Consider the following 25,876-nt stretch of genomic DNA (forward strand, 5'->3'; position numbering starts at 1 on the left):
ATTTACCGCAAAAAGGTCTACACGTTTTCTAGAGACTTTCTCTTGTATACTAACAAATTTATGATCCTTTTGTGCTTAAGTGCAGATGCTAAATAATAAGGTATATATGCAGAGTCGTAAATGTTTCAAACTAGTAGTGATTTTTTAGTGCTTGTATTAATTTATTTCTATCTGTTAATCTGTTGTAAATAGAATCTTCAATTTCTATAATAGGTACTAGTGAGGTCTTGTCGTTTTTACGGTTTAAAAGTTCTTGTTGAACTTTTTGATAGTACTCTAGGTCTTCGTCAATATTATAAATAGTGTGTATTATATTATTATCGCTAAATAATTTAATGGTGTTTTCACATAAATCGCAATAATCTTTAACAAAAAGAATAACGGGTTTGTTTTTTTTGTCTTCTGCAAAAGTAAAAGTAATAGCATTGGCTTGTTTTTCTTGTTCTATTTCACTTACAATCATACCAAAACTGATGTTGTTTACTTCAGAAATCTTTAAAAGCGTAACCATTTGTACTTTAGAGTTGGCAGGTATTACTTTGGTAAAAGTGTTATTGGCTATTTTTCTAAAGCCTGTAGCGTTAATTTTTAAAAAAAGCTCATAGTCAGTGCTACTAGAATTAACAGCGAATACTTCTACTTTTTTTTTAGACTCTTTTTTTTCAATAGAAATATGTGTGTGGTTGTTTTGAGCAAAACTTAATACAGATATAAAAAAGAATAAATAGCAAAATGTAAAATTTTTCATTATTTGGTGTCAATTAAAAAATAAGATAAATATAATTAAAAGTATATTTGTATAAAGCATATTAATGAAATGAATTTAAACTTAACAAAACCAATTTGTTTTTTCGATTTAGAAACAACAGGCGTAAATATATCTAAAGATAGAATAGTTGAAATAGCTATATTAAAAGTGTATCCAGACGGAAAAGAAGAAAGTAAAACCTGGTTAGTAAATCCAGAAATGCCAATACCTGCTGAGGTTACAGCAATTCATGGTATTTCAGATAAAGATGTAGCAGATAAACCTACCTTTAAAGAGCTAGCTAAAGAAATTAATAATGTTATTAAAGATGCAGATTTAGGCGGATTTAATTCTAACCGTTTTGATATACCTCTTTTAGCAGAAGAAATGCTTCGAGCAGAAGTAGATTTTGATATGAAAAATAGAGTTTCTGTAGATGTACAAACTATTTTTCATAAAATGGAACAACGTACATTAGTTGCTGCATATAAGTTTTACTGCAATAAAGATTTAACAGATGCACATAGCGCAGCTGCAGATACTAATGCTACATTTGAAGTGCTAAAAGCACAAATAGAAAAATACGATAGCTTAGAAAATGACACCAAATTTTTAGCAGATTTTAGCTCACGAAAAAAGTTTGCAGACTTTGCAGGATTTCTTATATTTAACAAAAATGGAGAAGAGTGTTTTTCCTTTGGAAAACATAAAAACAAACGTGTTTTAGACGTGTTAAATGATGAGCCAGGATATTTTGGTTGGTTGTTAAATGCAGATTTTCCTTTATACACTAAAAAAGTACTTACAGCCATTAAACTAAGTACTTTTAATAATAAACTAAGCTAGAGTTTAGTTTTTCTTTTTTTTAACAAGCTTATTAAAGTATCATTTGCATATGGTAAAACCATGTAAATAGAGGTTAAAAATTAGGTGTAGATGAAAGAATAAGATGGTAAGCTAGTAATAGCATACGTTTTGTTATTCTAGATTTATAAATAAAAATAAATAAGATTTCCGTTACAGCGGAAATGAAAATTAAATATTTTCAATGAAATTAATCTGCATAGGTAGAAACTACACAGAGCATATAAAAGAATTAGAAAACGAAAAACCAACAGATCCTGTTGTGTTTTTAAAGCCAGATACAGCTATATTGTTGAAAAAACAACCGTTTTTTATTCCAGATTTCTCTAATGATGTACATCATGAAGTAGAAATTCTTGTAAAAATTAATAAAGTAGGTAAACACATTCAAAAAAAGTTTGCACATAAGTATTACGACCAAATAGGACTAGGAATTGATTTTACAGCAAGAGACTTACAAAAGCAATTAAAAGAAAAAGGACTTCCTTGGGAAAAAGCAAAAGCTTTTGATGGTGCTGCAGTAATAGGAGATTGGTTAGGTAAAACACAGTTTCAAGATGTAGATAATTTAAATTTCTCGCTTCAAAAAAATGAAACTATAGTGCAAAAAGGGAATACAAGCCATATGCTATGGAAAATTGACGAAATTATAGAATATGTATCAAAATATTTCACTTTAAAGATAGGAGATATTATATTTACGGGAACACCAGCAGGTGTTGGCAAGGTTGATGCAAATGATAAACTTATAGGATGTATAGAAAACACGCAAATGTTTTCAATAACAGTAAAATAAATGGAACAACATTACAAATTATTTAGAGTTCGTGAATTAGCAGACGGAGATCAGGATTTTATTAATGTACTAGCACAAACTTTTTTAGAAGAAGTTCCTGCTGATGCAAAAATATTAAAAGAGGCTGTTGAAAATAACAATCACCTAGCAACCTATCAAACCGCACACAAAATGAAACCAACCATTGATATGTTTGAGTTAGGTGTGCTTGAAGATTTAATAGAAGTTCAAGATTGGGGAAAATATGAGAAAAAGGAAATAAATATAATTCCTAAACTAGAAATAGTTCTTGCAGCCATTGAGCAGGCTTCTAATGAAATTCGTTCTGATTTTAATTTATAATGCAAGCAGAAATAATAACCATAGGAGATGAAATCCTAATTGGCCAAATTGTAGACTCTAATTCGGCATTTATAGCGCAACAATTAAATAAAATAGGAGTATCTGTATACCAAATAACTTCGGTACAAGATGATACAGCGCATATTTTAAAATCATTAAAAGAAGCAGAAGAAAACGCTGATATCATTATCCTTACAGGAGGATTGGGTCCTACAAAAGATGATATTACAAAAAATACCATTGCTACTTATTTTCAAGATACACTAGTGCAAGACGCATCGGTTTTAAAAAATATAGAAACCCTCTGGAAAAACTATATAAAACAACCACTTTCGCAGCTTAATATTGATCAAGCCTTAATACCAAGCAAGGCTACAGCTTTAATGAATAAAGTGGGTAGTGCACCAGGAATGTGGCTAGAAAAAGAAAATAAAACGTTTATCTCGCTTCCTGGAGTACCTTTTGAAATGAAAGCCTTAATACAGGAAGAGGTAATACCAAGACTTCGTAAAAAATATAAGTTTCCGTATATTCTTCATAAAACCTTACTTACCTACGGAATAGGAGAAAGTAATTTAGCTGAAAAAATAGAAACTTGGGAAGATAATTTACCAAAACATATAAAATTAGCGTATTTACCTAATTTAGGAAAAGTGCGCTTGCGTCTTTCAGCAAAAGGAAATGTAAAAGAAGAAATAACAAAAGAAGTAGACCATCAAATTAATTTACTACTTCCGCAAATACAAGAGTATTTTACAGGTTATGAAGATCAAGAAGAATCTCTTGAAGCTTTAATAGCTAAAAAATTAAGTGCAGCTAAGCTAACATTGGCAACAGCAGAAAGTTGTACTGGCGGAAAAATAGCAGAAAACATTACAGCGCATGCAGGTGCTTCCTCGTACTTTAAAGGAAGTATAGTTAGTTATACCGAAGAAATAAAAATAAACGTTTTAAAGGTGCCAGAAACGCTTATAGCAAAACATTCCGTAGTAAGTGCAGAAGTAGCAGAAACTATGGCAAGAAATGTTTTACAAATTTTTAATACAGATTTTGCTATAGCAACAACAGGAAATGCAGGACCAACAAAAGACAATACCAAAGAAGAAATTGGGACTGTTTTTATTGCAATTGCAACAAAAAATACCGTTTATTCTCAAAAATTTACATTTGGTAAACCTAGAGAAAAGGTGATAAATAGAGCCGTGAATAAGGCTTTAGAGCTGTTAAAAAAAGAAATTTTTAAAAATAGATAAAAATATGATTGTCTAAACGTAAAGATTTTGTATATTTGCACCTCGTTTTGAAATAACAATAATACATTTAGAACAATGTCAAGAGTTTGTGAACTTACAGGGAAGAAGGCAATGGTTGGAAACAACGTGTCTCACGCAATGAATAAAACTAAACGCACGTTTGATGCTAATTTAATCAAAAAACGTTTCTTTATTCCTGAAGAAGATAAGTGGATTACATTAAAGATATCTACATCAGCATTAAAAACTATTAATAAAATAGGTATATCTGCTGCATTAAAAGAAGCAAGAACCAAAGGTTTTATTAAATAATAGCCTCATTTAAAAGTTTAAGAAAATGGCAAGAAAAGGCAATAGAGTACAGGTAATTTTAGAGTGTACAGAGCACAAGGAGTCTGGTAAACCAGGAACTTCTCGTTACATTACAACAAAAAATAAAAAGAACACTCCGGATAGAATGGAAATTAAAAAATTCAATCCTATCTTAAAGAGAATGACTGTTCATAAAGAGATTAAATAATTAAAGATTTTTTATAAATCTTATAAAAGCATTAAGTCATGGCAAAGAAATCCGTAGCATCATTACAAACAGGATCTAAAAGATTAACAAAAGCAATAAAGATGGTTAAGTCTCCAAAAACAGGAGCTTACATGTTTGTTGAGTCTGTAATGGCACCAGATTTAGTAAACGATTTTTTAGCAAAAAAATAAGTTTACTTTAAAAAGATATTTTAAAGCTGCTTTCATAAAGAAAGCGGCTTTTGTTTTATATTTACATTTCATAATAATGACAATTTTTCAGTAACCTAAAAAAGGCGCGACTATTGTTATAATAATTATGGCGTTATATTCTTGATTACCATCGAGAAGTCAGGCTTTCCGCTATATCCTTTTATAGAAAAAGTATAAAGGAAGACTATGGAAGTATAGTTGAATGGCAGTAACCCTTAACGCAGAAATAGATGAAGTAACAACTTCATAACTAAATAACAAACAATAAAATAGGTATGAGCTTTTTTAAAAAAATATTTTCTTCAGATAAAAAAGAAACTCTAGACAAAGGTTTAGAAAAATCTAGCACAAGCTTTTTAGGTAAACTAAGTAAAGCAGTAGCAGGAAAATCTAAAGTAGATGATGCTGTGTTAGATAATCTTGAAGAAGTATTAGTCTCTAGTGATGTAGGTGTAAATACTACATTAAAAGTTATAGAACGTATAGAGGCAAGAGTAGCAAAAGATAAATATTTAGGTACAGATGAGCTAAATAGAATTCTTCGTGAAGAAATTGCTGCATTATTAAGTGAAACTAATTCTGGAGAAGAAACAGAATACGTAATTCCGCAATTACCAAAACAAGAAAATGGTCGTAAAACACCATACGTATTAATGGTAGTTGGTGTTAACGGAGTTGGTAAAACTACAACCATAGGTAAATTGGCTTACCAATTTAAAAAGCAAGGACTAAAAGTTGTTTTAGGTGCTGCAGATACTTTTAGAGCAGCAGCAATAGACCAGTTACAAGTTTGGGCAGATCGTGTAGATGTACCAATGATACGTCAAGAAATGGGTAGTGATCCTGCTTCTGTTGCTTTTGATGCTTTAGAGTCTGGTGTTAATCAAGATGCAGATGTTATTATTATAGATACTGCAGGACGTTTACACAACAAAATTAACTTAATGAATGAGCTTACTAAAGTAAAACGTGTCATGCAAAAAGTTGTAGGAGATGCTCCTCATGACGTGCTTTTAGTATTAGATGGCTCTACAGGACAAAATGCTTTTGAGCAAGCAAAACAGTTTACAGCAGCTACAGAGGTAACAAGTTTAGCAGTAACTAAATTAGATGGTACTGCAAAAGGTGGAGTGGTTATTGGTATTTCTGATCAATTTCAAATTCCTGTAAAATATATTGGTGTTGGTGAAGGTATTGAAGATTTACAAGTCTTTAATAAATTTGAATTTGTAGATTCTTTCTTCAAATAAAAAGATACTTAAAATAGATATAATAAAAAGCCTTAAGAATTTCTTGAGGCTTTTTTGTGTTTATTTCATAGATGTTTATAAAAGGTAGATGTAAACTTAATTGGTTACTTCGTTTATCTTTTCCCAAAGTTCATTATCAAAATTTGAAAGAGCAAAATTAGAGTCGTCTGCAGCTTCTCCCATTCTAATAACCACTAGTTTTTTACTAGGTACTACATATATTTTTTGATCGTTTTTACCTAAAGCCGCAAACATATCATTTGGTGCATTTGGTATTAAAGAACCTGTAAACTCTAATTGTGTAGATGGCAAATGAAAACTTGTTTTTCCGTTGAGCCACCATAAATAACCATAAGCCTTATTGATGTTTTGTGATGTGTTGGTAGCTTCTTGTAAAAAGTTTTGCGATACTATTTCTGTGTCATTCCATTTTCCGTTAGCAGAAATAAGTAAACCAAAACGTGCCATGCTTCTTGTGTTGCTCCAGTACACATTTAAGTCTGCTAATGGTAACCAGCTTCCAGACATGCCAATTCTATCCTTTAATTTTTGGTTAAAATAAGAAGCCCATGTTTGGTTGCTTGCTTGTGCAACCACATCTTGCAGTTTTACATATACATTATGGTAAGCCCAACGTTGTCCAGCATCTGCAATGTATTGTAGGTTTTCTGGTGCAACATTGTCTCCTAAGCTATCATCTAATCCAGAATTCATAGATAACAGGTGTTTGTTGGTAATTAAATTTTCTTTTTCGGTAGTAGCACTCGTCCAACCAATACCTAAATAATCAGATACTTTATTGTTTATGTCTAGCAAACCTTCATCTGCTGCAATACCTGTTAGTGTTGCTGTTAATGTTTTTCCTGCACTAGCCCAATACCAAGAAGAAGTAGCTGTGTGGTCATTCATATATTCTTCAACAACAATTCTTCCGTTGTAAAGCATGATAAAACCTTTGGTATTTTTTTCTTCTAAAAATTGTAGTAGCTCTTGTAGTTTGTTTTCATTCCAACCAATTTCAGAAATAGAAGTGGTTTCCCAAGTATTAGATGCTATAGGTGGAAAGTAAATAGAAGCCACATCGTTATTATCTTCTTCTACAACTTCGTCTGATGTAGCACAAGCAAAAAGACCAAATAGTGTAAATAATAATAAATATCCTTTAGTTTTCATACGCTTGTTTTAATTTAAGATGCTTAAATATATAAAAGGTTTAATTAAGGTTGTATCTTTGCAGCCTGAATTTTAGAAGAAGTATAATTAATGATCCCATAATTTCGGGAACATTTTCTTGAAGGTATATATGAGAACAAAGTCGCTTAAAAAAAATAAAATCAACGTGGTTACTTTAGGATGTAGTAAAAACGTCTATGATAGTGAAGTGTTAATGGGACAACTTAAAGCTAGTGGCAAAGAAGTTGTACATGAAGAAGAAGGAAATGTTGTTGTAATTAATACTTGTGGTTTTATTAATAATGCAAAAGAAGAAAGTGTAAATACCATTCTAGATTTCATGCAAAAAAAGGAAGCAGGAGAGGTAGATAAGGTATTTGTTACTGGTTGTCTTTCTGAAAGGTATAAGCCAGACTTGCAAAAAGAAATTCCTAATGTAGATGAGTACTTTGGTACTACAGAGTTACCTCAATTGTTAAAAGCTTTAGGCGCAGATTATAAGCATGAACTAATTGGTGAACGTTTAACAACTACACCAAAAAACTATGCCTATTTAAAAATAGCCGAAGGTTGTGATAGACCTTGTAGTTTTTGTGCCATTCCTTTAATGCGCGGAAAACATAAAAGTACACCTATTGAAGATCTTGTTACTGAAGCAGAAAAATTAGCAGCAAGTGGTGTTAAAGAACTTATTCTTATAGCACAAGATTTAACGTATTATGGTTTAGATTTATATAAAAAACGTAACCTTGCTGAACTTCTTGAAGCTTTAGTAAAAGTAGAAGGTATAGAGTGGATACGTTTACATTATGCATTTCCAACAGGATTTCCGTTAGACGTGCTAGATGTTATGAATCGTGAGCCAAAAATTTGTAACTATTTAGATATTCCGTTGCAACATATTTCAGACAATATTCTTAAAAGTATGCGTCGTGGTACTACTAAAGAAAAAACCACAAAACTTATTGGACAGTTTAGAGAAGCTGTACCAAATATGACCATAAGAACTACCTTAATTGTTGGTTATCCTGGTGAAACCGAAGAAAATTTTCAAGAATTAAAACAATGGGTCAAAGACATGCGTTTTGAGCGTTTGGGTTGTTTTACCTATTCGCATGAAGAAAATACACATGCTTTTAATTTAGAAGATGATGTACCAGAAGAAGTGAAAATAGATCGTGCCAACCAAATTATGGAAATTCAATCGCAAATTTCTTGGGAATTGAATCAACAAAAAATAGGCGAAGAATTTAAAGTAGTTATCGATAGAAAAGAAGGAAACTATTTTGTTGGTAGAACCGAGTTTGATAGTCCAGATGTAGATAATGAAGTGCTTATAGACGCAAGTAAAACCTATTTAAAAACAGCAGAGTTTGTAACTGTAAAAATTACAGAAGCAGAAGACTTTGACCTTTATGGTGAGGTGATTTAAGTTACTTTTCTAAATAGTTAACAATAGCTTGAAAATATCGGTCTGCAATTTCTTTTGCGCCTAATTGGTTGTAGTGTAAATTATCTGCCATATAAGCATCTGTCCAATTGCTAGCCATATCTACAAGAATGACTTTAGAGGTTTCATTGCTTTGTTCTAAAGATAAAACAGCTAGGTTTTCTAAAAATAAATTATAGCTTTCTGTGGCTTCATCTGTCATGACATTAGATCTTCCAGGAGCAATACGTTCTAAAAAAATAGTAACATTAGTATTGTCATTCTGTAAAATATCTATAATTTGATTAAGGTTGTCTACTATTTCTGTAACAGGAGTATTTCTAACTAAATCATTTCCGCCAATACCTAATAATACCACATCTGGTGTTCCTGAGCTTTCAAGAACTTCATCTATGTTTTCTAGTATGTCTTCGGTTTCAGAGCCTCCAATACCTTCGTGATCAGGATCAAAAGATTTTCCTAATAGTAAAGGGTAAGTCGTATTGTCGTTTTGTGTACCTATATAATCAAAATTCCATTGATTAGATATTAAGTTTTTCCATAAATCATACCTATAGCTTACAGAGTTGCTTGTAGCACCTTCTACTCTAGAATCTCCTAAAGGTAAAATGGTTATTGTATTAGTATTAACATTATTTTGTATAAAAGTATTAGATTTTTCATCACTTTTGTTACAATCTTGTAAAGCCAATACTGTTGCTAAAAAAAGAAAAGGGAAAAGAATTGCTGTTTTTTTCATGAAAAATATTTTGCTATAACAGTTTTTAGGGTTTATAAAAGACTAAAGATAAGGTATTTACTTTTTATTTTGATTAAAAAAATGTAAAAGTGAAGATAGAATATCTATAAACAAATAATTAATCACTGTATCTTTACATAAAAATATTGAAGGTAGCTATGCCAACAGAATGTATTACTTTTAAAAAAACGAATTATTTTTCAGCCTTAATCTGCGATTATTTAGAGGAAAAAAAAGAACTACAACCGTTTTATAATAACTTTCCTAAGCTTGAAAATTTTAAAGCACAGATAGAAGAAAAACGTGCATCTAAAACGGTTTCTGTACAAAACCGAAACATTTTAGTACAAGCCTTAAAAGAACAATACAAAAATGTGGAAGCTTCTTCAAAAACGCTTCAAAATATTGAAGATTTAAAATTAGAAAATACCTTTACCATAACCACAGGACATCAACTAAATCTTTTTACAGGTCCTTTGTATTTTTTATACAAAATTGTTTCTACTATAAATTTAGCTTCGCAATTAAAACAAGAATATCCAGACTGTAATTTTGTGCCAATCTATTGGATGGCAACCGAAGATCATGATTTTGATGAAATAAATTATTTCAACTTTAAAGGTAAAAAAGTACAATGGAATAGAGAGGCCTCTGGAGCAGTAGGAGAACTTTCTACGCAAGGTTTAGACAAAGTGTTTGATGTTTTTACCAAAGAATTAGGTGCAGGAAAAAATGCAGATACACTAAGAGATTTATTTCAATCGGCATATTTAAAAAACAATAATCTTGCTGATGCTACTTTGTATTTAGCAAATGCATTATTTGCAAGCTATGGCTTGGTAATAGTTGAAGCGAATAATAAAAATTTAAAACAATTATTTGTTCCTTATATAGAAGAAGAATTAGTAAAACAAACTTCATTTAATGTAGTATCTAAAACCAATGAAAAGTTAAGCCAGTTAGCAAGTGTTAGCAAGATACAAGTTAACCCAAGAGAAATAAATTTATTTTATTTAACTAAAAACCTTCGTGAACGTATTGTTTTTGAAGACCAAGCGTATAAAGTGCTTAACACCAACATTTCTTTTAGTAAAGAAGAAATAATAAAAGAAGTAAAAGAACATCCAGAGCGTTTTAGCCCAAATGTAATCTTGAGACCTTTGTATCAAGAGGTTCTTTTGCCAAACCTTTGTTATATAGGTGGAGGAGGAGAGTTAGCCTATTGGTTGCAATTAAAAGATAATTTTAAAGCAGTACAGGTTCCTTTTCCTATGTTGTTATTACGTAATTCTGTTTTAATAAAAACACAAAAACAGGCCGAAAAACTAAATAAGCTACAAATTACAAATCAAGATCTCTTTTTAAAGCGCGATACATTTATAAATAAAAAAGTAAGACAAATATCAAATATCGATATTGATTTTTCTGAACAGTTAAAACAACTGCAAGAACAATTTAAAGACTTATACCAATTGGCCGAGCAAACAGACAAATCATTTATAGGTGCAGTTGCAGCACAAGAAAAAAAACAAATAAACGGTTTACAACATTTAGAGAAACGATTGCTTACTGCACAAAAACGCAAATTAAAAGATCAGGTAGCACGTATGACAGAATTACAAAATCAGCTGTTTCCTAATGCTAGCTTGCAAGAACGTAACACTAATTTTTCAGAGTTGTATTTAGAATTTGGTGAGCAACTAGTACCAAAACTAATTGCAGAATTAAACCCATTACAAGGCGATTTTACCATATTAACCATGTAAAGGTATTGTAAGTTGCAGACTTATAGTTTTTAAACAAAAAAAGAATAATATTGGTGTTGTAATTTACAACATTACTAGTAAAAAAAGGGACTGCAATTTTTAAAAACATCCCTTTCATTTTCTAAAAATTAGATTTTTAAAAAATTTTTTAAAAAATACTAAATGGTAATTCGTCATTCAAAAATCAATTGCTATTTTTGCGCATGCAACACAACAAGGTACTTATATTAGATTTCGGATCGCAATACACACAGCTTATTGCGCGAAGAGTTAGAGAGCTTAACATCTTATCCGAAATACATCCATTCAACAAAATTCCGTCAAACGTAGAAGATTACAAAGCAGTAATTCTTTCTGGTAGTCCAAACTCTGTAAGAGGAGAAGATGTTTTACATCCAGATTTATCTAAAATAAGAGGTAAAAAACCATTATTAGCAGTATGTTATGGTGCACAATACTTAGCACATTTTTCTGGTGGTGAGGTTGCTCCTTCAAATACTAGAGAGTATGGTAGAGCCAATTTAAGCTATGTAAAAGAAAACGATCCTTTTTTTGGTATCATCTCTAAAGGAAGTCAAGTTTGGATGAGTCATAGTGATACTATTAAAACATTGCCAACAAATGCAGTGCTTTTAGCAAGTACACATGATGTAGAAAATGCAGCCTATAAAATAGAAGGCGAGCAAACCTACGCTATACAATTTCACCCAGAAGTATATCACTCTACAGACGGAAAACAATTATTAGAAAATTTCTTAGTAAATATAGCCAATCTTGATCAAGACTGGACACCAGATTCTTTTGTAGAAGAAACGGTTCAAGACTTAAAAGACCAATTAAAAGACGATAAAGTAGTCTTAGGTTTATCAGGAGGAGTAGACTCATCTGTAGCAGCAATGTTACTACATAAAGCAATAGGTAAAAACCTATACTGCATCTTTGTTAATAATGGTTTATTACGTAAAAACGAATACCAAAGTGTATTAGACCAATACCAAGGCATGGGCTTAAATGTAAAAGGAGTTGACGCTTCGGCACGCTTTTTGGATGCACTTGCAGGAGAAAGCGATCCAGAGAAAAAACGTAAAGCAATAGGTCGCGTGTTCATTGAGGTTTTTGATGATGAAGCACACCAAATAGAAGACGTAAAATGGTTAGCACAAGGTACCATTTATCCAGATGTTATTGAGAGTGTTTCTGCAACAGGAGGACCAAGTGCTACTATAAAAAGTCATCATAATGTAGGTGGTTTACCAGACTTTATGAAACTTAAAATTGTAGAGCCACTAAAAGCATTGTTTAAAGATGAAGTACGTCGTGTAGGTGCATCTATGCATATGGACAAAGCCTTATTAGGTCGTCATCCATTTCCAGGACCAGGACTAGCAATACGTATTTTAGGAGATATTACTCCAGAAAAAGTACGCATTTTACAAGAAGTAGATGCTGTTTTTATAGACAACTTAAAAAAATGGAATCTATATGATAGCGTTTGGCAAGCAGGAGCAATCTTGCTACCAGTAAATAGTGTGGGAGTTATGGGAGATGAGCGTACCTATGAAAAATGTGTAGCGCTTCGTGCAGTAGAAAGTACAGATGGTATGACCGCAGATTGGGTAAATTTACCGTATGATTTTTTACAAAAAACCTCCAACGAAATAATAAATAAAGTAAAAGGCGTTAATAGAGTAGTGTACGATATTAGTAGCAAGCCGCCAGCAACCATTGAGTGGGAATAAAAAAGAAATATTTTTAGTGTTTTTTTAAACTACAAAAAATGTATCTAAAAATGAGCCACGTTCAATAAGGGTTATGCTTATTTGGGCGTTCCTTTTTGTGCTTCTACAAGGTTAAAAAACCTTACAGAAGCACAAAAAGTCAGGCTTTACGTTGCAATCTTTTTTAAGAAAAATAAAAAAGGATTTACACTGCAATCCTTAACGCAATTAAGAACGTATAAGTAATATATGAAGAATTTAATATACATATTTAGTTTAGTTTTAGTATTCAGTTGTGTAACAAAAGCACAAGCACAAAACTATGATACACATAGAGTAAAATCAGGAGAAACTATTGAAAGCATTGCAAAGCAATACAGCGTAACTCCTTATGATATTTATAGTTTAAATCCAGATGCTAAAAAAGAACTAAAAGAAAATGCAGTTCTTATTATTCCTAAGTCTAAAATAGCAACACCACAAACTACAAGCACTACAGTTAAAGAGTTTCAACGTTTTATAGAGCATAAAGTAAAACGTAAAGAAACCCTTTACAGTTTATCAAAAAAATACAATGTAGAGCAGGACGAAATTAAAAAACATAATCCTTCATTATACGCAAACAACTTGCGTAAAGGAGATAAAATTAAAATTCCTGTTTATAAAACAAAAACAGTTGTTGAAACTGTAAAAACAACAAGTGACTATACTGTTTTACCAAAAGAAGGAAAATGGCGAATAGCTTATAAATATGGTATTACTGTAGAAGAGCTAGAAGCATTAAACCCAAATATGCCAGCAACACTTAATGTTGGGCAAGTAATACAAGTACCTAATCTAAAAACCACAGAAGTAAAACAAATAGATGATAGATATTCGTATTATACTGTTTTACCAAAAGAAGGGTTTTATCGTTTAAAATTAAAACTAAAATTAGAACAAGAAGAACTAGAAGCTCTTAATCCTTCACTTAAAGAAACGGGTTTAAAATCTGGTATGGTTTTAAAAATACCATATTCTAATACTACAACAGAAACAGGAGAAGTAACTAGTGCTAGTATTACAACTACTGTAGCTACTTCAAGTTTAGTGAACAATATTAGAAACTTTGAAACCAAAAATATTGCCATACTATTACCTTTTAGATTAAATAGAGTAAATGCAGATTCTGTATATGATGCTAAAAAGCAAATGCAAAGTGATCGTTTTTTAAGTACTTCATTAGATTTTTACTCAGGAGTTTTATTGGCTGTAGATTCTTTACAAAAGCTAGGCGTTTCTTTAAAGTTAGATGTGTATGATACCAAAAACCAATTAAGCGAAGTTTCTAATTTAGTACGTTCTAAAAATTTAGAAAATGCAGATGCAGTAATTGGGCCACTAATGCCTAAAAACTTTGAATACGTAGCTTCTCAGCTAGAAGAAAATAATGTTCCTGTAATTTCTCCTAATTTAAAAGATTTAAAATTATCAGAAAACGTTTTTCAATCGATGCCTTCTTCGGCATTATTAAAAACAAAAATGATTGATTTTGTAAAGTCTGATAGCACAAAAAGTCATGTAATTATTATTGCAGATGCTAAAAATGCTGCAACAAGTAATGGTTTAAAAAGAGTGTTTACTACAGCATCACAAATACATTCTAGAAAAGATAAAGACGGAAAAGATTCGTATTATGTATTAAAAGATGATATTGAAGGTAAACTAAAACCTGGAAAAAACATCATCTTTTTAGAAACCCAAAACTATACTTTTGTATCTAACGTTACTAGTATTTTAAACTCGTTAAACAGTGACGAGAATAAAATTGTGTTAGCCACAACAGATATGAATAGTGCTTTTGAAAATGATGAAATTTCTAACTACCACTTGTCTAACCTAAACTTTCATTTTCCTAGTGTTTCAAAAACCTATAACGAAGAGAATAGTAATGGTTTTGTTAAAGAATACAAGAAAAAATATGGTGATACACCAAACAAAACAGCAGTTAGAGGTTTTGATTTAATGCTAGATGTTGTTTTACGTCTTTCCGCTTCAGAAAGCATGTATAATTCGGTAAACGAGTTTCCGTTAACCGAGTATTTAGAAAACAAATTTGCTTACCATAAAAACCTATTTGGAGGATATTATAATAATACGGTTTACGTTGTAAAATATAAGGATTTACAAATAGTAGACGCGCAATAACATGTTTTTAAGAATCTTTCTTATTTGCATAAGTATACTTCCGCTTCAAAAAAAGGAGCCAAGTATAAATTGGAGTGCGTCTAATACACTTTCATGGACAGATTTTAAAGCAGCAGTAGAAACAGATTCAAAAGCTGTAGCAATTACTGCTTCTGGTATTACCTTTGGCTATTCTATAAAAAAAAGGAATGATGAAGTAGTGGGTTTTCATACTAAAATAGAAGCTCATTTTTATCCTAATAAATCCTGGGTTAAAATAGAACAAGCAGACAACCATATATTAGCACATGAGCAATTTCATTTTAATATTACAGAATTGTTTGCAAGAAAGTTTAGACAAAGAGTAGCACAATTACAAGTGTCTCCAAATGTAAGTGTAGCACTAGATACCATACATCAAGAAATAAATCAAGAGCTTGCAGATTACCAAGAACTGTATGATGCAGAAACCGATTATTCAAGAAATAAAAAGCTTCAATTGCAATGGCAAAACCATATTGAAGAAGAATTAGCCAAACTAGATAAATACAAATTATAAGTATGTTGCAGCCAGATAAAGAGTTTCTTATAAAATTAGCACATACAAAAATGCCTTTTGGTAAGTATGAAGGTAGGTATTTAATTGAGTTGCCAGAACACTATGTGGTATGGTATCACAATAAAGGCTTTCCTAAAGGAAAACTTGGCGAAATGCTAGAAACCGTTTACACCTTAAAACTAAATGGTTTAGAAAACTTAATACGAAACATACAAAAGAATTTTCCTGAAAAATAGTCTTGTATAAGTAACTACTATAAGTCTTTAGTTAACTAACCTTTTCTAAAAAAAAACTAGTTGTTTATAGTTTGTAAATGCTCTGTATGGTGCGTTGTTGTTTTTTTGTATTTAGGGTAAAGTGTTTTAAAGAATTTTCAAGGTATAATTTTGTGTAATGCACAGTTCTTTTTTCAGTATATACCATTTTACTATTCGTTTTTATTGTTCAATCATGTTGGTCTGTTGTATTTATAGCAAGCGTTAACCTAATTTAGTTTGATTTTTTTATAATTACAGTCTAAATATTAACAAAAACGAGGTGTTAATTCCTCTAAAAATAAACACCCAAACACTTAAACTTTCAAACTTAAAATTGTAAATTTGCTCGCGTTTAACACCGCAATATGACAACTACAACAAAATACATATTTGTAACAGGAGGAGTAACATCTTCGCTTGGAAAAGGCATTATAGCTGCATCATTAGCTAAACTCTTACAAGTACAAGGTTACAGAACTACAATTCAAAAATTAGATCCTTACATCAACGTAGATCCAGGAACATTAAATCCGTATGAACATGGCGAATGTTATGTTACTGATGATGGAGCAGAAACCGATTTAGATTTAGGACACTACGAGCGTTTTTTAAACGTACCTACTAGTCAAGCAAATAATGTTACTACAGGTCGTATTTACCAAAGTGTAATAGAAAAAGAACGTAGAGGTGAGTTTTTAGGTAAAACCGTTCAAGTAATTCCGCATATTACAGACGAAATTAAAAACAGAATTCAAATTCTTGGTAATTCTGGTGATTTTGATGTTGTAATTACCGAAATAGGAGGAACTGTAGGTGATATAGAATCACTACCTTATGTAGAAGCTGTACGTCAACTTAAATGGGATTTAGGAGATAATAACGCCATCGTTATTCATTTAACATTAGTGCCATTTTTATCTGCTGCAGGTGAATTAAAAACAAAACCAACACAACACAGTGTAAAAACGCTGATGGAAAGTGGTGTAATGGCAGACATTTTAGTTTGCAGAACAGAACACGAGCTACCAACAGATTTACGTAGTAAATTAGCAAAGTTTTGTAACGTTAGAGAAGAAGCTGTAATACAATCTATTGATGCTTCTACTATTTATGATGTGCCAAACCTTATGCTAGAGCAAGGCTTAGATAAAGTAGTCTTAAAAAAATTAGCTTTAGAAAACCATACTCCAGATTTAACGCAATGGAATAAGTTTTTACAACGTCATAAAAACCCTAAAACCGAAGTAACTGTTGGTTTAATTGGTAAATATGTAGAGTTACAAGATTCGTATAAATCTATTTTAGAGGCCTTTATTCATGCAGGAGCAGAAAATGAAGTAAAAGTAAATATAGAGTCTATACATTCTGAGTATTTAAAAGAAGATAATGTAAAAATGAAACTTTCGCATCTAGATGGTGTGTTAGTAGCTCCAGGTTTTGGAGAGCGTGGTATAGATGGTAAAATAGCTGCAGTTAAATTTGTACGTGAAAATAATATACCATTTTTTGGTATTTGTTTAGGTATGCAAATGGCAGTTATTGAATTTGCTAGAAATGTACTAAAATTAGAAGATGCTAATTCCTTTGAAATGGATGAAACTTGTAAACATCCTGTTATTAGCTTAATGGAAGAACAAAAAACCATTACAGATAAAGGAGGAACTATGCGTTTAGGAGCTTGGGATTGTAACCTTAAAAAAGACAGTATTGTTGCTAATGTGTACAAAACCGAAGCGATTAAAGAAAGACATAGACATCGTTATGAGTTTAATAGCGAATATAAAGATCAGATAGAAGCAGCAGGAATGCTAGCAACAGGATTAAACCCAGAAACTAATTTGGTAGAAATTGTTGAAATACCAGAACACCCTTGGTTTGTTGGTGTGCAATATCATCCAGAATATAAAAGTACCGTTTCTAATCCGCATCCTTTATTTGTAGCATTTATAAAAGCTGCATTAAAGCATAAAAAAAGTAAGTAAAGTGTCACTATGGCACAAAAGTAAGATTGGATTGCTTTTTGAGTAATCTGCTTTCTAGTCTAGAAAAGTTTTTAACACCTTCTAGGCTTAATTAATTAAATATGGAAGAAAAAAAATTAGACCTTAATTCAATAATAGGATTCATCCTAATATTCGGGATTTTAGTGTACATGATGTACACCAACCAACCAACACCAGAAGAACTTGAAGCGCAAGAAAAAGCAAAACAAGAACAGGTGGAAGCTACAAAAGAAGTAGAAAACCAAGAAAGTACTTTGGTAACAACTGCAGAAGATTACTCAGTAACTTCTACAACAGATTCTTTACAATTAGTAGCTTTAAAAAATAAACTAGGTGCTTTTGCTTATGCATCTACTTTACCTTCTGCAACCAATAAAGAAACAGTAGTAGAAACCGAAAAGTTTTCTTTAAAGTTTAGTAATAAAGGTGGTTATCTTAGTGAGGTTAAATTAAAAGAGTTTGTTGATTATGACTCTATTCCTATTTATTTAATTAAAGAAGGAAATACTAATTTTAATATTAGTTTTAATACAGCAGACAATAGAAACTTAAATACACAAGATTTATTTTTTGAGCCTAGTGTAACTAAAAATGGAGAAAACACAATAGTTTCTATGAAACTTAAAGTTTCTCCTACACAATTTTTAGAGTACAGATATGAATTAAAACCTAACGATTATATGGTAGATTTTACCATAAAATCACAAGGGTTAAGCTCTGTAGTTAACGGTTCGCAAGCAATTAATTTAGACTGGAAACTAAAAACGTTTAGACACGATAAAAGTATCTCTTATGAAAATAGATATACGCGATTAACCTACCAACATGAAGAGGATAAAATTGATAAATTAAGTCCTTCAGGTGATGATGATGACGCTATAGAAGATGTAAGCTGGTTATCGTACAGACAACACTTTTTTAGTTCTATATTAGTATCAGAGAACCCTTTGAAAAAAGTAGATATTACATCTAAAAATTTAGTTTTAGACGAAGAAATAGATACGGTTTCTACAAAAATATTTACTTCAAGAATACCATTAGAACTTCAAGCAGGTGAGTTTAGCCAACCATTAAAGTTTTATTTTGGTCCAACAGATAATAATACATTAAAAAAATACGATATTGGTTTAGAAGACAGTATTCCTTTTGGATGGGGAATTTTTGGATGGATAAATCGTTTCTTATTTATTCCATTATTCTCTATGCTAAGTTCGTTTTTACCATACGGAATAGCAATTGTAGTAATGACTGTATTAATTAAATTACTATTATCTTTTGTACAGTACAAGCAATTTTTATCGCAAGCAAAGCTTAAAATTATTAAGCCTGAGTTAGATGCTATAAAAGAAAAGTACAAAGACAATAAAATGAAAATTCAACAGGAAACTATGGCCTTGCAAACTAAAGCAGGTGCTAGTCCATTAAGTGGATGTTTACCAGCTTTAATACAGCTTCCTGTGTTTTATGCTTTATTTCAATTTTTCCCTTCGGCTTTTGATTTAAGACAAAAAAGTTTCCTTTGGGCAGATGATTTATCGTCTTATGATGTAATTGCAGAACTTCCTTTTCATATTCCTTTTTATGGAGATCACGTAAGTTTGTTTCCAATATTAGCATCTATAGCAATTTTCTTCTACATGAAAATGACTACAGGACAACAAATGGCTACGCAACCTACGCAAGAAGGTATGCCTGATATGGCAAAAATGATGAAGTATATGATTTACTTTTCGCCATTAATGATGTTGTTTTTCTTTAATAACTATGCCTCAGGATTAAGTTTATATTACTTTATTTCTAATGTTATTAGTATTGGTATCATGTTAGTTATTAAAAACTATATTCTTGATGAAGAGAAAATACATGCTAAAATTCAAGAAAATAAAAAGAAGCCTAAAAAAGAAAATAAGTTCCAGAAGAAAATGGCTGAAATGATGGAGCAAGCTGAAAAACAAAAACAAGCACAACAAAAAAAGAAGTAATATTTCTTCTTATAAATTAAAAAGCTGCTATTTGTTTTTAAAACTTTGGCAGCTTTTTTGTTATTACAATTTGGGTTAATTAATTACGTTATTACATTATGAAAAATATAGTATTACTATTTGTTTTATTTCTACCATTTATGGCTTCTGCTCAAGAAGTTAATCAATTAGATGCAGAAGGTAAACGTCATGGTATATGGAAAAAGAATTATGAAAACACAGATGTTTTACGTTACCAAGGAGAGTTTTTTCATGGTAAAGAAATAGGTGTTTTTAAATTTTATAAAAATGTAAATGGTAAAGCTGTTTTAGCTGCCAATAAGCAATTCAATAAAGAAAATAATATTGCACAAGTTTCTTTTTATTCGTCAACAGGAAAGCTAATTAGTGAAGGACAAATGAATGGAAAATTGTTTATTGGTACTTGGATTTACTACCAGAACAAAACCAAAAATATTTTAAGTAAAGATACTTATAATGATCAAGGCGAATTGCATGGAGAACGTTTCGTGTATTATGACGATGGAGTTTTAGCGCAAACCGAAACCTACGTAAACGGAAAGCTTCATGGTCCTTCTGTATGGTACACTCAAAAAAGTGTTGTGGTAAAAGAGTACGTATATAATCAAGGCGAATTACATGGTCCAGCAACCTTTTATGATAAAAACGGAACGATCATTTTACAAGGACAATATAAAAACGATAAAAAGCATGGTGTCTGGAAATATTATGAAAACGGAAAGCTTGTAAAAGAAAAAGACTTTACTAGAAAAAGTAAAAATCCTTATAAAAATTAATTACAAACTGCTTTAAAATATAAAACTCCTTACCAAGGTAAGGAGTTTGTTTTAGGTAATCATTTTTTTATGAATAAGCTATTAATCAATCTAAATGAAAGGGGTACCTAAATTATGGTAGCTAAATTAAAATAATTTTAAAGACAGAAAAGGTTTTACATAACTTATTCGATGAAGTGCATGTTTTTTTAACAAAGCATTATATTTTTAACTGCTTTCCATATTTTTTATTTGTAATTTTGCACTTTAAAAAGGGAGCTTAAAAGCATGCATTCTAATGCATTTTTTTATAAATTACTTCTGTCCCCAAAATAAAAACAATAAATTGAGATGAAAAGAGTAATAGTAGGACTTTCAGGAGGAGTAGATTCAAGTGTTGCTGCATATTTATTAAAAGAGCAAGGCTATGAAGTTATTGGCTTATTTATGAAAAATTGGCACGATGATTCTGTAACCATTTCTGATGAATGTCCTTGGTTAGATGATAGTAATGACGCTATGCTTGTAGCAGATAAACTAGGAATCCCTTTTCAAACCGTAGACTTAAGCGAGCAATATAAAGAACGTATTGTAGACTATATGTTTAATGAATATGAAAAAGGAAGAACTCCTAATCCAGATGTACTTTGTAATAGAGAGATAAAGTTTGATGTATTCATGAAAATAGCCTTAGAGCTAGGTGCAGATTATGTTGCAACAGGACACTATTGCAGAAAAGGAACTATTGAAAAGAACGGAAAGGAAACCTATCAATTACTTGCAGGAGCAGATGATAATAAAGATCAATCTTATTTTTTATGTCAATTATCACAAGAACAATTGGCAAAAGCATTATTTCCTGTAGGCGAATTACAAAAACCAGAAGTTAGAAAAATAGCAGCTGAACAAGATTTAATTACTGCAGATAAAAAAGACTCTCAAGGGTTGTGTTTTATTGGTAAAGTACGTCTTCCAGAATTTTTACAACAACAATTAAAGCCTAAAGAAGGTGTTATTGTAGAAGTTCCAGAAAGCAATCAAGCTTATCATAAAACAACACCTGCTTTTTCTACTAAAAAAGAAGAATTGGCATACCTAGCAGAAAAATCAAATTACGCTTTAACAGATGGTAAGGTAGTAGGTAAACATCAAGGAGCACATTATTTTACTAAAGGACAACGTAAAGGGCTAGCTGTTGGTGGTACAATAGAACCCTTATTTGTTATAGATACAGATGTTACCGAAAATGTAATTTATACAGGACAAGGTAAAAATCATCCAGGTTTGTATAAAAAAGCACTTTTTGTAGCTAATGAAGAAGTACATTGGATTCGTGAAGACTTAGCATTACAAGTAGACCAAAGTATGGAAGTATCGGCAAGAATAAGATATCGTCAAGAATTACAAAAAGCTACCTTACACCAAGTTGATTTTGGTATGTATGTAGAGTTTGAAAAACCACAATCTGCAATACAAGAAGGACAATTTGTTGCTTGGTATCAAGACGAAGAACTTTTAGGTTCTGGAGTAATTTCATAGATAAAAATACTATATGTTTAAAGCCTTTTTTCAATAGAAGAAAGGCTTTTTTTATGGAAACATTTTAAAATAGAAACCTTTTGTGTCCTCTGTAAGTTTCTATTGGTAGAGTGTAATCAAATTCTTAAATTACCATTTTAAAACAGAAACTTTTTATGGCAAATAGAATCACAAAATTATTCAATATTCAATATCCAATCATTCAAGCAGGAATGATCTGGAATTCAGGATGGAAACTAGCATCTGCAGCAAGTAATGCTGGAATTTTAGGACTTATTGGTGCAGGAAGTATGTATCCTGATGTTTTACGTGAGCACATACAGAAATGTAAAAAAGCTACAGACAAGCCTTTTGGTGTTAACGTACCAATGTTATATCCTAACATTGAAGAAATCATGAATATTATTGTAGACGAAGGTGTAAAAATTGTATTCACTTCTGCAGGAAACCCTAAAACATGGACCAAATGGTTACAAGAAAAAGGAATTACTGTAGTGCACGTAGTGAGTAGTGTAAAATTTGCATTAAAAGCCCAAGATGCAGGTGTAGATGCTATAGTTGCCGAAGGTTTTGAAGCAGGAGGACATAATGGTAGAGATGAAACCACAACATTAACATTACTACCAATGGTTAAAGAGCAGTTACAAATACCACTAATTGCAGCAGGAGGTATTGCAACAGGACAAGCCATGTTAGCAGTTATGGTTTTAGGTGCAGATGCTGTACAAGTAGGAAGCAGATTTGTGGCTAGTGAAGAAAGCTCAGCACATCAAGCATTTAAAAAAATAGTAGTAGATGCTAAAGAAGGAGATACGCAACTTACTTTAAAAGAATTAGCTCCTGTACGCTTAGTAAAAAATAAATTCTATAACCAATTACAAGAATTATATAAAACAGCACCAACGCCAGAACAACTTAAAGAACTATTAGGTAGAGCAAGAGCAAAACGTGGTATGTTTGAAGGCGATTTAGAAGATGGAGAATTAGAAATTGGTCAAATAGCAGGACTTATACATGACATAAAACCAACAGCACAAATTGTAAAAGATATGATGCAAGAGTTTGAAGAAGCAAAGACAAAAGTTTCTAGTTTTTAATTTAACGTATTATTCGCATAACAACAACCGAAATATTACTTTTGCCAAATGGTTTTAAGTGATTACACTAAAGAATTTAAATATAACTGGAGGCTAGCAGCTCCAGTTATGCTTGGTATGCTAGGGCATACCTTTGTTCAGTTTATAGATAATATTATGGTTGGCCAATTAGGTACTGCAGAATTAGCTGCAGTTTCTCTTGGTAATAGCTTTATTTTTATTGCTATGTCTTTAGGTATTGGTTTTAGTACTGCAATTACGCCTTTAGTAGCAGAAGCAGATGCTGCTAATGATTTTAAACAAGGAAAGCTAGCCTTTAAACATGGCTTGTTTTTGTGTACTGTTTTAGGAATTTCACTTTTCTTTATGGTGTATTTTGCTAAACCACTTATGTACTTAATGCAACAGCCAGAAGAAGTGGTTGCCTTTGCTATTCCGTATTTAGATTTAGTAGCTTTTTCATTAATTCCTTTAATTATTTTTCAGGCTTTTAAACAGTTTAGTGATGGTTTGTCTATGACTAAATACCCAATGTATGCTACTATTTTAGCCAATGTTATCAATGTGGTTTTAAACTACTTGCTAATTTTCGGGAAGTTGGGCTTTCCAGAATTAGGTATTATTGGTGCAGCCTATGGTACACTAGCTTCACGTATAGTTATGGTACTTTATATTTGGTGGTTATTAAAAGGGAAAGAAAAATCTAAAAACTATGTAACTAATATCAAGTTTTTTGTGCTAGAACGTAGCATGTTAAAAAAACTAATAGGTTTAGGTGCACCAAGTGCTATGCAAATGTTTTTTGAAGTAGCTATTTTTACTGCTGCAATATGGTTAAGCGGTTTGTTAGGTAAAAATCCGCAGGCAGCAAACCAAATAGCCTTAAACTTGAGCTCTATGACCTTTATGGTAGCTATGGGTTTAAGTGTAGCATCTATGGTACGTGTTGGTAACCAAAAAGGATTACAAAATTATATAGAGCTACGTCGCATTGCGTTTTCATTGTTTTTATTAGGTACTATTTTTGCAACTTGCTTTGCATTGCTCTTTTTTGTATTTCATAGTGAGTTACCTAAATTATATGTAGATTTTGATGATGCAGAAAACCTTATAGATAATACAGAAGTAGTTGCTATAGCTTCTAAATTAATGCTTGCAGCAGCAGTTTTTCAAATAAGTGATAGTATTCAAGTAGTAGTTTTAGGAGCTTTACGTGGTTTACAAGACGTAAAAATTCCAACAATTATTACCTTTGTTTCTTATTGGTTAGTAGGTTTTCCTGTAAGTTGGTTTTTAGGTAAAGAAGAGGCTTATGCTAGCTTTGGTATTTGGTTAGGACTTCTAGCAGGACTAACAACAGCAGCCATTTTATTGTATATTCGCTTTAATTATTTGACTAAAAAATTAATTCATTCAAAACATGACGCTACCTAAATTTATTCTTGGTGACAATACAGATCATCCTAATGCTATTTTTGTTATACATACAGATTTTCCTAGATTTATTATTAATCTAGAAGATGATGAAGTAGAATGGTTTGAAGATTTTGACCAACATGACCAAAAAGAATTAGAACTAGAAACAGAAAATTTAATTAAAGAGGCTACTGCTTTTTACGATAGAGAAGTGGCTCGTTATGAAGAGTAATTGTGTTAAGGATTGCAATGAAAATCCTTTTTTATTTTTCATAAAAAAGATTGTAATGTAAAGCCTGACTTTTTGCTGTACTACAAGCTTTGTACTCAACTTGTTTGGGTGTCTAATTATATACAATACGCAAAAAGTAACACCCAAAAAATAAAAAATGATAGACCAACTTATACTAAACGATCAGGAGCTTTTCTTGTTTTTAAATAATTTAGGAACACCAACTTGGGACGCTTTTTGGTTGTTAATTACCAATAAGCTTACTTTTATTCCTTTATATGCCTTGTTGTTATTTTTTATTTATAAGAAATTTGGGCTGAAAACCCTTGCGTTTTCTGTACTTCTAATTGTGCTTATGGTAACTTTTACAGACCAAATTACCAACCTTTTTAAAGATGGTTTTCAACGAGCAAGACCTTGCAGACAAGAAGGCGTTATGGAAAAAATGCGTTTTATTGCAGTGCGCTGTGGTAAGTATGGTTTCTTTTCTGGGCATGCATCTAATACTATGGCAGCTGCAGTTTTTGCTGGTTTATTACTAAAACCGTATTACAAAAACCTTATTTTTATTTTACTTTTTTGGAGTGTTATAGTAGCGTATAGCAGGATTTATGTTGGTGTACATTATCCTTTAGATGTTGTTTGTGGTATGACCTTTGGCGCACTTTCTGGCTTTATGTTTTACAAAATATTACGCTACGTAATTAAGCGTTATGTTCTAGAAAAAAGCCATTAATGTATTGGTGTTGCTTGTACATTATAACTTAAAACACTACTGTACTAAACGGTACTTTTATATTTTTTTGTTCCACTGTTGTTTTATTTTGAGCACGAGTTCTTTTTTGTAAGAAAACTCCAAAATGATAATTACTTAGTATTTAGTAAACTACAATAGAAGTGGTTATTTGTTGCTTATATTGTTGTTTTTTTAATGTATAAGTACTAAAAAGTTCGTTAAAATTAAGTTAACTTAGCATAATTGCTAACACTTCTTTATGTGATTTTTATTGCTATTAAA

25 protein-coding genes are annotated in these 25,876 nt (G+C 31.3%); 22 read left to right on the forward strand and 3 right to left on the reverse strand.

Annotation, left to right across the window (positions count from 1 at the left end; genetic code table 11):
* Positions 1 to 130 precede the first annotated feature (130 nt).
* Positions 131 to 748 carry a glutaredoxin family protein gene (locus ACFSSB_RS06495; protein ID WP_379902247.1) on the reverse strand — a complete coding sequence of 206 codons (618 nt, stop codon included), beginning with the start codon at positions 746 to 748 and terminating at the stop codon, positions 131 to 133.
* 69 nt (positions 749 to 817) lie between these two features.
* Between ACFSSB_RS06495 and ACFSSB_RS06500 the strand changes: the two genes are divergently transcribed.
* The 8 genes from ACFSSB_RS06500 (at position 818) to ftsY (ending at position 5,985) form a co-directional block, all read left to right on the forward strand.
* Complete coding sequence (locus ACFSSB_RS06500; protein ID WP_379902249.1) at positions 818 to 1,594, forward strand: exonuclease domain-containing protein; 777 nt, start codon at positions 818 to 820, stop codon at positions 1,592 to 1,594.
* A 202-nt stretch (positions 1,595 to 1,796) separates the two neighbouring features.
* Entirely contained in the window at positions 1,797 to 2,408 is a 612-nt protein-coding gene (locus tag ACFSSB_RS06505; protein WP_379902251.1) for a fumarylacetoacetate hydrolase family protein, read from the forward strand.
* Positions 2,409 to 2,750: an Hpt domain-containing protein gene (locus ACFSSB_RS06510; RefSeq protein ID WP_379902253.1), complete on the forward strand. Its 342-nt coding sequence runs from the start codon at positions 2,409 to 2,411 to the stop codon at positions 2,748 to 2,750. It begins immediately after the preceding gene.
* Entirely contained in the window at positions 2,750 to 4,003 is a 1,254-nt protein-coding gene (locus ACFSSB_RS06515) for a competence/damage-inducible protein A (protein ID WP_379902255.1), read from the forward strand. Before ACFSSB_RS06510 ends, ACFSSB_RS06515 begins: the two co-directional genes overlap by 1 nt.
* Positions 4,004 to 4,078: 75 nt before the next feature.
* The gene (gene rpmB, locus ACFSSB_RS06520) at positions 4,079 to 4,315 is read left to right on the forward strand and encodes a 50S ribosomal protein L28 (RefSeq protein WP_072351244.1); all 237 of its coding nucleotides are present in this window, start codon (positions 4,079 to 4,081) and stop codon (positions 4,313 to 4,315) included.
* 25 nt (positions 4,316 to 4,340) lie between these two features.
* Positions 4,341 to 4,523 carry a 50S ribosomal protein L33 gene (gene rpmG / locus ACFSSB_RS06525; protein ID WP_379902258.1) on the forward strand — a complete coding sequence of 61 codons (183 nt, stop codon included), beginning with the start codon at positions 4,341 to 4,343 and terminating at the stop codon, positions 4,521 to 4,523.
* A gap of 38 nt (positions 4,524 to 4,561) precedes the next feature.
* Positions 4,562 to 4,714 (forward strand): DUF4295 domain-containing protein, encoded by a 153-nt coding sequence (locus ACFSSB_RS06530; RefSeq protein WP_215967106.1) that lies wholly within the window; start codon positions 4,562 to 4,564, stop codon positions 4,712 to 4,714.
* 296 nt (positions 4,715 to 5,010) lie between these two features.
* On the forward strand, positions 5,011 to 5,985 hold the full coding sequence (gene ftsY / locus ACFSSB_RS06535; protein WP_379902261.1) for a signal recognition particle-docking protein FtsY: 975 nt from the start codon (positions 5,011 to 5,013) through the stop codon (positions 5,983 to 5,985).
* Between the two features lie 96 nt (positions 5,986 to 6,081).
* Here ftsY and ACFSSB_RS06540 read toward each other — a convergent pair whose 3' ends face one another.
* Complete coding sequence (locus ACFSSB_RS06540) at positions 6,082 to 7,158, reverse strand: serine hydrolase domain-containing protein (RefSeq protein WP_379902264.1); 1,077 nt, start codon at positions 7,156 to 7,158, stop codon at positions 6,082 to 6,084.
* A 130-nt stretch (positions 7,159 to 7,288) separates the two neighbouring features.
* Between ACFSSB_RS06540 and rimO the strand changes: the two genes are divergently transcribed.
* On the forward strand, positions 7,289 to 8,590 hold the full coding sequence (gene rimO, locus ACFSSB_RS06545; RefSeq protein ID WP_379902266.1) for a 30S ribosomal protein S12 methylthiotransferase RimO: 1,302 nt from the start codon (positions 7,289 to 7,291) through the stop codon (positions 8,588 to 8,590).
* Between the two features lies 1 nt (position 8,591).
* On the opposite strand, the gene ACFSSB_RS06550 is transcribed toward rimO, so the two are convergent.
* A complete protein-coding gene (locus tag ACFSSB_RS06550; RefSeq protein WP_379902268.1) occupies positions 8,592 to 9,347 on the reverse strand; it encodes an SGNH/GDSL hydrolase family protein in 756 nt (251 codons plus the stop codon).
* Positions 9,348 to 9,505: 158 nt separating this feature from the next.
* Between ACFSSB_RS06550 and bshC the strand changes: the two genes are divergently transcribed.
* The 13 genes from bshC (at position 9,506) to ACFSSB_RS06615 (ending at position 25,594) form a co-directional block, all read left to right on the forward strand.
* On the forward strand, positions 9,506 to 11,113 hold the full coding sequence (bshC, locus tag ACFSSB_RS06555) for a bacillithiol biosynthesis cysteine-adding enzyme BshC (protein WP_379902270.1): 1,608 nt from the start codon (positions 9,506 to 9,508) through the stop codon (positions 11,111 to 11,113).
* Between the two features lie 203 nt (positions 11,114 to 11,316).
* Positions 11,317 to 12,852, forward strand: coding sequence for a glutamine-hydrolyzing GMP synthase (gene guaA, locus ACFSSB_RS06560; RefSeq protein WP_379902272.1), 1,536 nt, complete (start codon positions 11,317 to 11,319; stop codon positions 12,850 to 12,852).
* 228 nt (positions 12,853 to 13,080) lie between these two features.
* On the forward strand, positions 13,081 to 15,018 hold the full coding sequence (locus ACFSSB_RS06565; RefSeq protein WP_379902274.1) for an amino acid ABC transporter substrate-binding protein: 1,938 nt from the start codon (positions 13,081 to 13,083) through the stop codon (positions 15,016 to 15,018).
* A gap of 1 nt (position 15,019) precedes the next feature.
* Positions 15,020 to 15,556, forward strand: coding sequence for a DUF922 domain-containing protein (locus ACFSSB_RS06570; protein ID WP_379902276.1), 537 nt, complete (start codon positions 15,020 to 15,022; stop codon positions 15,554 to 15,556).
* Between the two features lie 2 nt (positions 15,557 to 15,558).
* A complete protein-coding gene (locus ACFSSB_RS06575) occupies positions 15,559 to 15,792 on the forward strand; it encodes a DUF3820 family protein (protein ID WP_379902278.1) in 234 nt (77 codons plus the stop codon).
* A 386-nt stretch (positions 15,793 to 16,178) separates the two neighbouring features.
* The gene (locus ACFSSB_RS06580; RefSeq protein WP_379902280.1) at positions 16,179 to 17,795 is read left to right on the forward strand and encodes a CTP synthase; all 1,617 of its coding nucleotides are present in this window, start codon (positions 16,179 to 16,181) and stop codon (positions 17,793 to 17,795) included.
* A 101-nt stretch (positions 17,796 to 17,896) separates the two neighbouring features.
* Positions 17,897 to 19,798, forward strand: a complete 1,902-nt coding sequence (gene yidC / locus ACFSSB_RS06585; RefSeq protein WP_379902283.1) for a membrane protein insertase YidC — start codon at positions 17,897 to 17,899, stop codon at positions 19,796 to 19,798.
* A gap of 98 nt (positions 19,799 to 19,896) precedes the next feature.
* Positions 19,897 to 20,595: a toxin-antitoxin system YwqK family antitoxin gene (locus ACFSSB_RS06590; protein ID WP_379902285.1), complete on the forward strand. Its 699-nt coding sequence runs from the start codon at positions 19,897 to 19,899 to the stop codon at positions 20,593 to 20,595.
* Positions 20,596 to 20,925: 330 nt separating this feature from the next.
* The gene (mnmA, locus tag ACFSSB_RS06595; protein ID WP_379902287.1) at positions 20,926 to 22,113 is read left to right on the forward strand and encodes a tRNA 2-thiouridine(34) synthase MnmA; all 1,188 of its coding nucleotides are present in this window, start codon (positions 20,926 to 20,928) and stop codon (positions 22,111 to 22,113) included.
* Between the two features lie 134 nt (positions 22,114 to 22,247).
* Positions 22,248 to 23,210, forward strand: a complete 963-nt coding sequence (locus ACFSSB_RS06600; protein ID WP_379902553.1) for an NAD(P)H-dependent flavin oxidoreductase — start codon at positions 22,248 to 22,250, stop codon at positions 23,208 to 23,210.
* 48 nt (positions 23,211 to 23,258) lie between these two features.
* The gene (locus tag ACFSSB_RS06605) at positions 23,259 to 24,644 is read left to right on the forward strand and encodes an MATE family efflux transporter (protein WP_379902290.1); all 1,386 of its coding nucleotides are present in this window, start codon (positions 23,259 to 23,261) and stop codon (positions 24,642 to 24,644) included.
* A complete protein-coding gene (locus ACFSSB_RS06610; protein ID WP_379902293.1) occupies positions 24,631 to 24,858 on the forward strand; it encodes a hypothetical protein in 228 nt (75 codons plus the stop codon). Before ACFSSB_RS06605 ends, ACFSSB_RS06610 begins: the two co-directional genes overlap by 14 nt.
* A gap of 157 nt (positions 24,859 to 25,015) precedes the next feature.
* Positions 25,016 to 25,594: a phosphatase PAP2 family protein gene (locus ACFSSB_RS06615; RefSeq protein ID WP_379902295.1), complete on the forward strand. Its 579-nt coding sequence runs from the start codon at positions 25,016 to 25,018 to the stop codon at positions 25,592 to 25,594.
* Positions 25,595 to 25,876: the final 282 nt, after the last annotated feature.

The organism is Lacinutrix gracilariae, from assembly GCF_042684485.1.
In the GTDB taxonomy this organism is placed as follows: Bacteria; Bacteroidota; Bacteroidia; order Flavobacteriales; family Flavobacteriaceae; genus Oceanihabitans; species Oceanihabitans gracilariae.

What these genes read in the sequence shown, in the direction of transcription:
- mnmA (WP_379902287.1), top strand. Translation starts at nt 20,926, where the DNA reads ATGAAAAGAGTAATAGTAGGACTTTCAGGAGGAGTAGATTCAAGTGTT.
- guaA (WP_379902272.1), top strand. Translation starts at nt 11,317, where the DNA reads ATGCAACACAACAAGGTACTTATATTAGATTTCGGATCGCAATACACA.
- bshC (WP_379902270.1), top strand. Translation starts at nt 9,506, where the DNA reads ATGCCAACAGAATGTATTACTTTTAAAAAAACGAATTATTTTTCAGCC.
- ACFSSB_RS06530 (WP_215967106.1), top strand. Translation starts at nt 4,562, where the DNA reads ATGGCAAAGAAATCCGTAGCATCATTACAAACAGGATCTAAAAGATTA.
- rimO (WP_379902266.1), top strand. Translation starts at nt 7,289, where the DNA reads ATGAGAACAAAGTCGCTTAAAAAAAATAAAATCAACGTGGTTACTTTA.
- ACFSSB_RS06605 (WP_379902290.1), top strand. Translation starts at nt 23,259, where the DNA reads ATGGTTTTAAGTGATTACACTAAAGAATTTAAATATAACTGGAGGCTA.
- ACFSSB_RS06515 (WP_379902255.1), top strand. Translation starts at nt 2,750, where the DNA reads ATGCAAGCAGAAATAATAACCATAGGAGATGAAATCCTAATTGGCCAA.
- ACFSSB_RS06590 (WP_379902285.1), top strand. Translation starts at nt 19,897, where the DNA reads ATGAAAAATATAGTATTACTATTTGTTTTATTTCTACCATTTATGGCT.
- ACFSSB_RS06500 (WP_379902249.1), top strand. Translation starts at nt 818, where the DNA reads ATGAATTTAAACTTAACAAAACCAATTTGTTTTTTCGATTTAGAAACA.
- ACFSSB_RS06570 (WP_379902276.1), top strand. Translation starts at nt 15,020, where the DNA reads ATGTTTTTAAGAATCTTTCTTATTTGCATAAGTATACTTCCGCTTCAA.
- ACFSSB_RS06580 (WP_379902280.1), top strand. Translation starts at nt 16,179, where the DNA reads ATGACAACTACAACAAAATACATATTTGTAACAGGAGGAGTAACATCT.
- ACFSSB_RS06505 (WP_379902251.1), top strand. Translation starts at nt 1,797, where the DNA reads ATGAAATTAATCTGCATAGGTAGAAACTACACAGAGCATATAAAAGAA.
- ACFSSB_RS06565 (WP_379902274.1), top strand. Translation starts at nt 13,081, where the DNA reads ATGAAGAATTTAATATACATATTTAGTTTAGTTTTAGTATTCAGTTGT.
- yidC (WP_379902283.1), top strand. Translation starts at nt 17,897, where the DNA reads ATGGAAGAAAAAAAATTAGACCTTAATTCAATAATAGGATTCATCCTA.
- ACFSSB_RS06510 (WP_379902253.1), top strand. Translation starts at nt 2,409, where the DNA reads ATGGAACAACATTACAAATTATTTAGAGTTCGTGAATTAGCAGACGGA.
- ACFSSB_RS06615 (WP_379902295.1), top strand. Translation starts at nt 25,016, where the DNA reads ATGATAGACCAACTTATACTAAACGATCAGGAGCTTTTCTTGTTTTTA.
- ACFSSB_RS06540 (WP_379902264.1), bottom strand. Translation starts at nt 7,158, where the DNA reads ATGAAAACTAAAGGATATTTATTATTATTTACACTATTTGGTCTTTTT.
- ACFSSB_RS06575 (WP_379902278.1), top strand. Translation starts at nt 15,559, where the DNA reads ATGTTGCAGCCAGATAAAGAGTTTCTTATAAAATTAGCACATACAAAA.
- ACFSSB_RS06610 (WP_379902293.1), top strand. Translation starts at nt 24,631, where the DNA reads ATGACGCTACCTAAATTTATTCTTGGTGACAATACAGATCATCCTAAT.
- rpmG (WP_379902258.1), top strand. Translation starts at nt 4,341, where the DNA reads ATGGCAAGAAAAGGCAATAGAGTACAGGTAATTTTAGAGTGTACAGAG.
- ftsY (WP_379902261.1), top strand. Translation starts at nt 5,011, where the DNA reads ATGAGCTTTTTTAAAAAAATATTTTCTTCAGATAAAAAAGAAACTCTA.
- rpmB (WP_072351244.1), top strand. Translation starts at nt 4,079, where the DNA reads ATGTCAAGAGTTTGTGAACTTACAGGGAAGAAGGCAATGGTTGGAAAC.
- ACFSSB_RS06550 (WP_379902268.1), bottom strand. Translation starts at nt 9,347, where the DNA reads ATGAAAAAAACAGCAATTCTTTTCCCTTTTCTTTTTTTAGCAACAGTA.
- ACFSSB_RS06495 (WP_379902247.1), bottom strand. Translation starts at nt 748, where the DNA reads ATGAAAAATTTTACATTTTGCTATTTATTCTTTTTTATATCTGTATTA.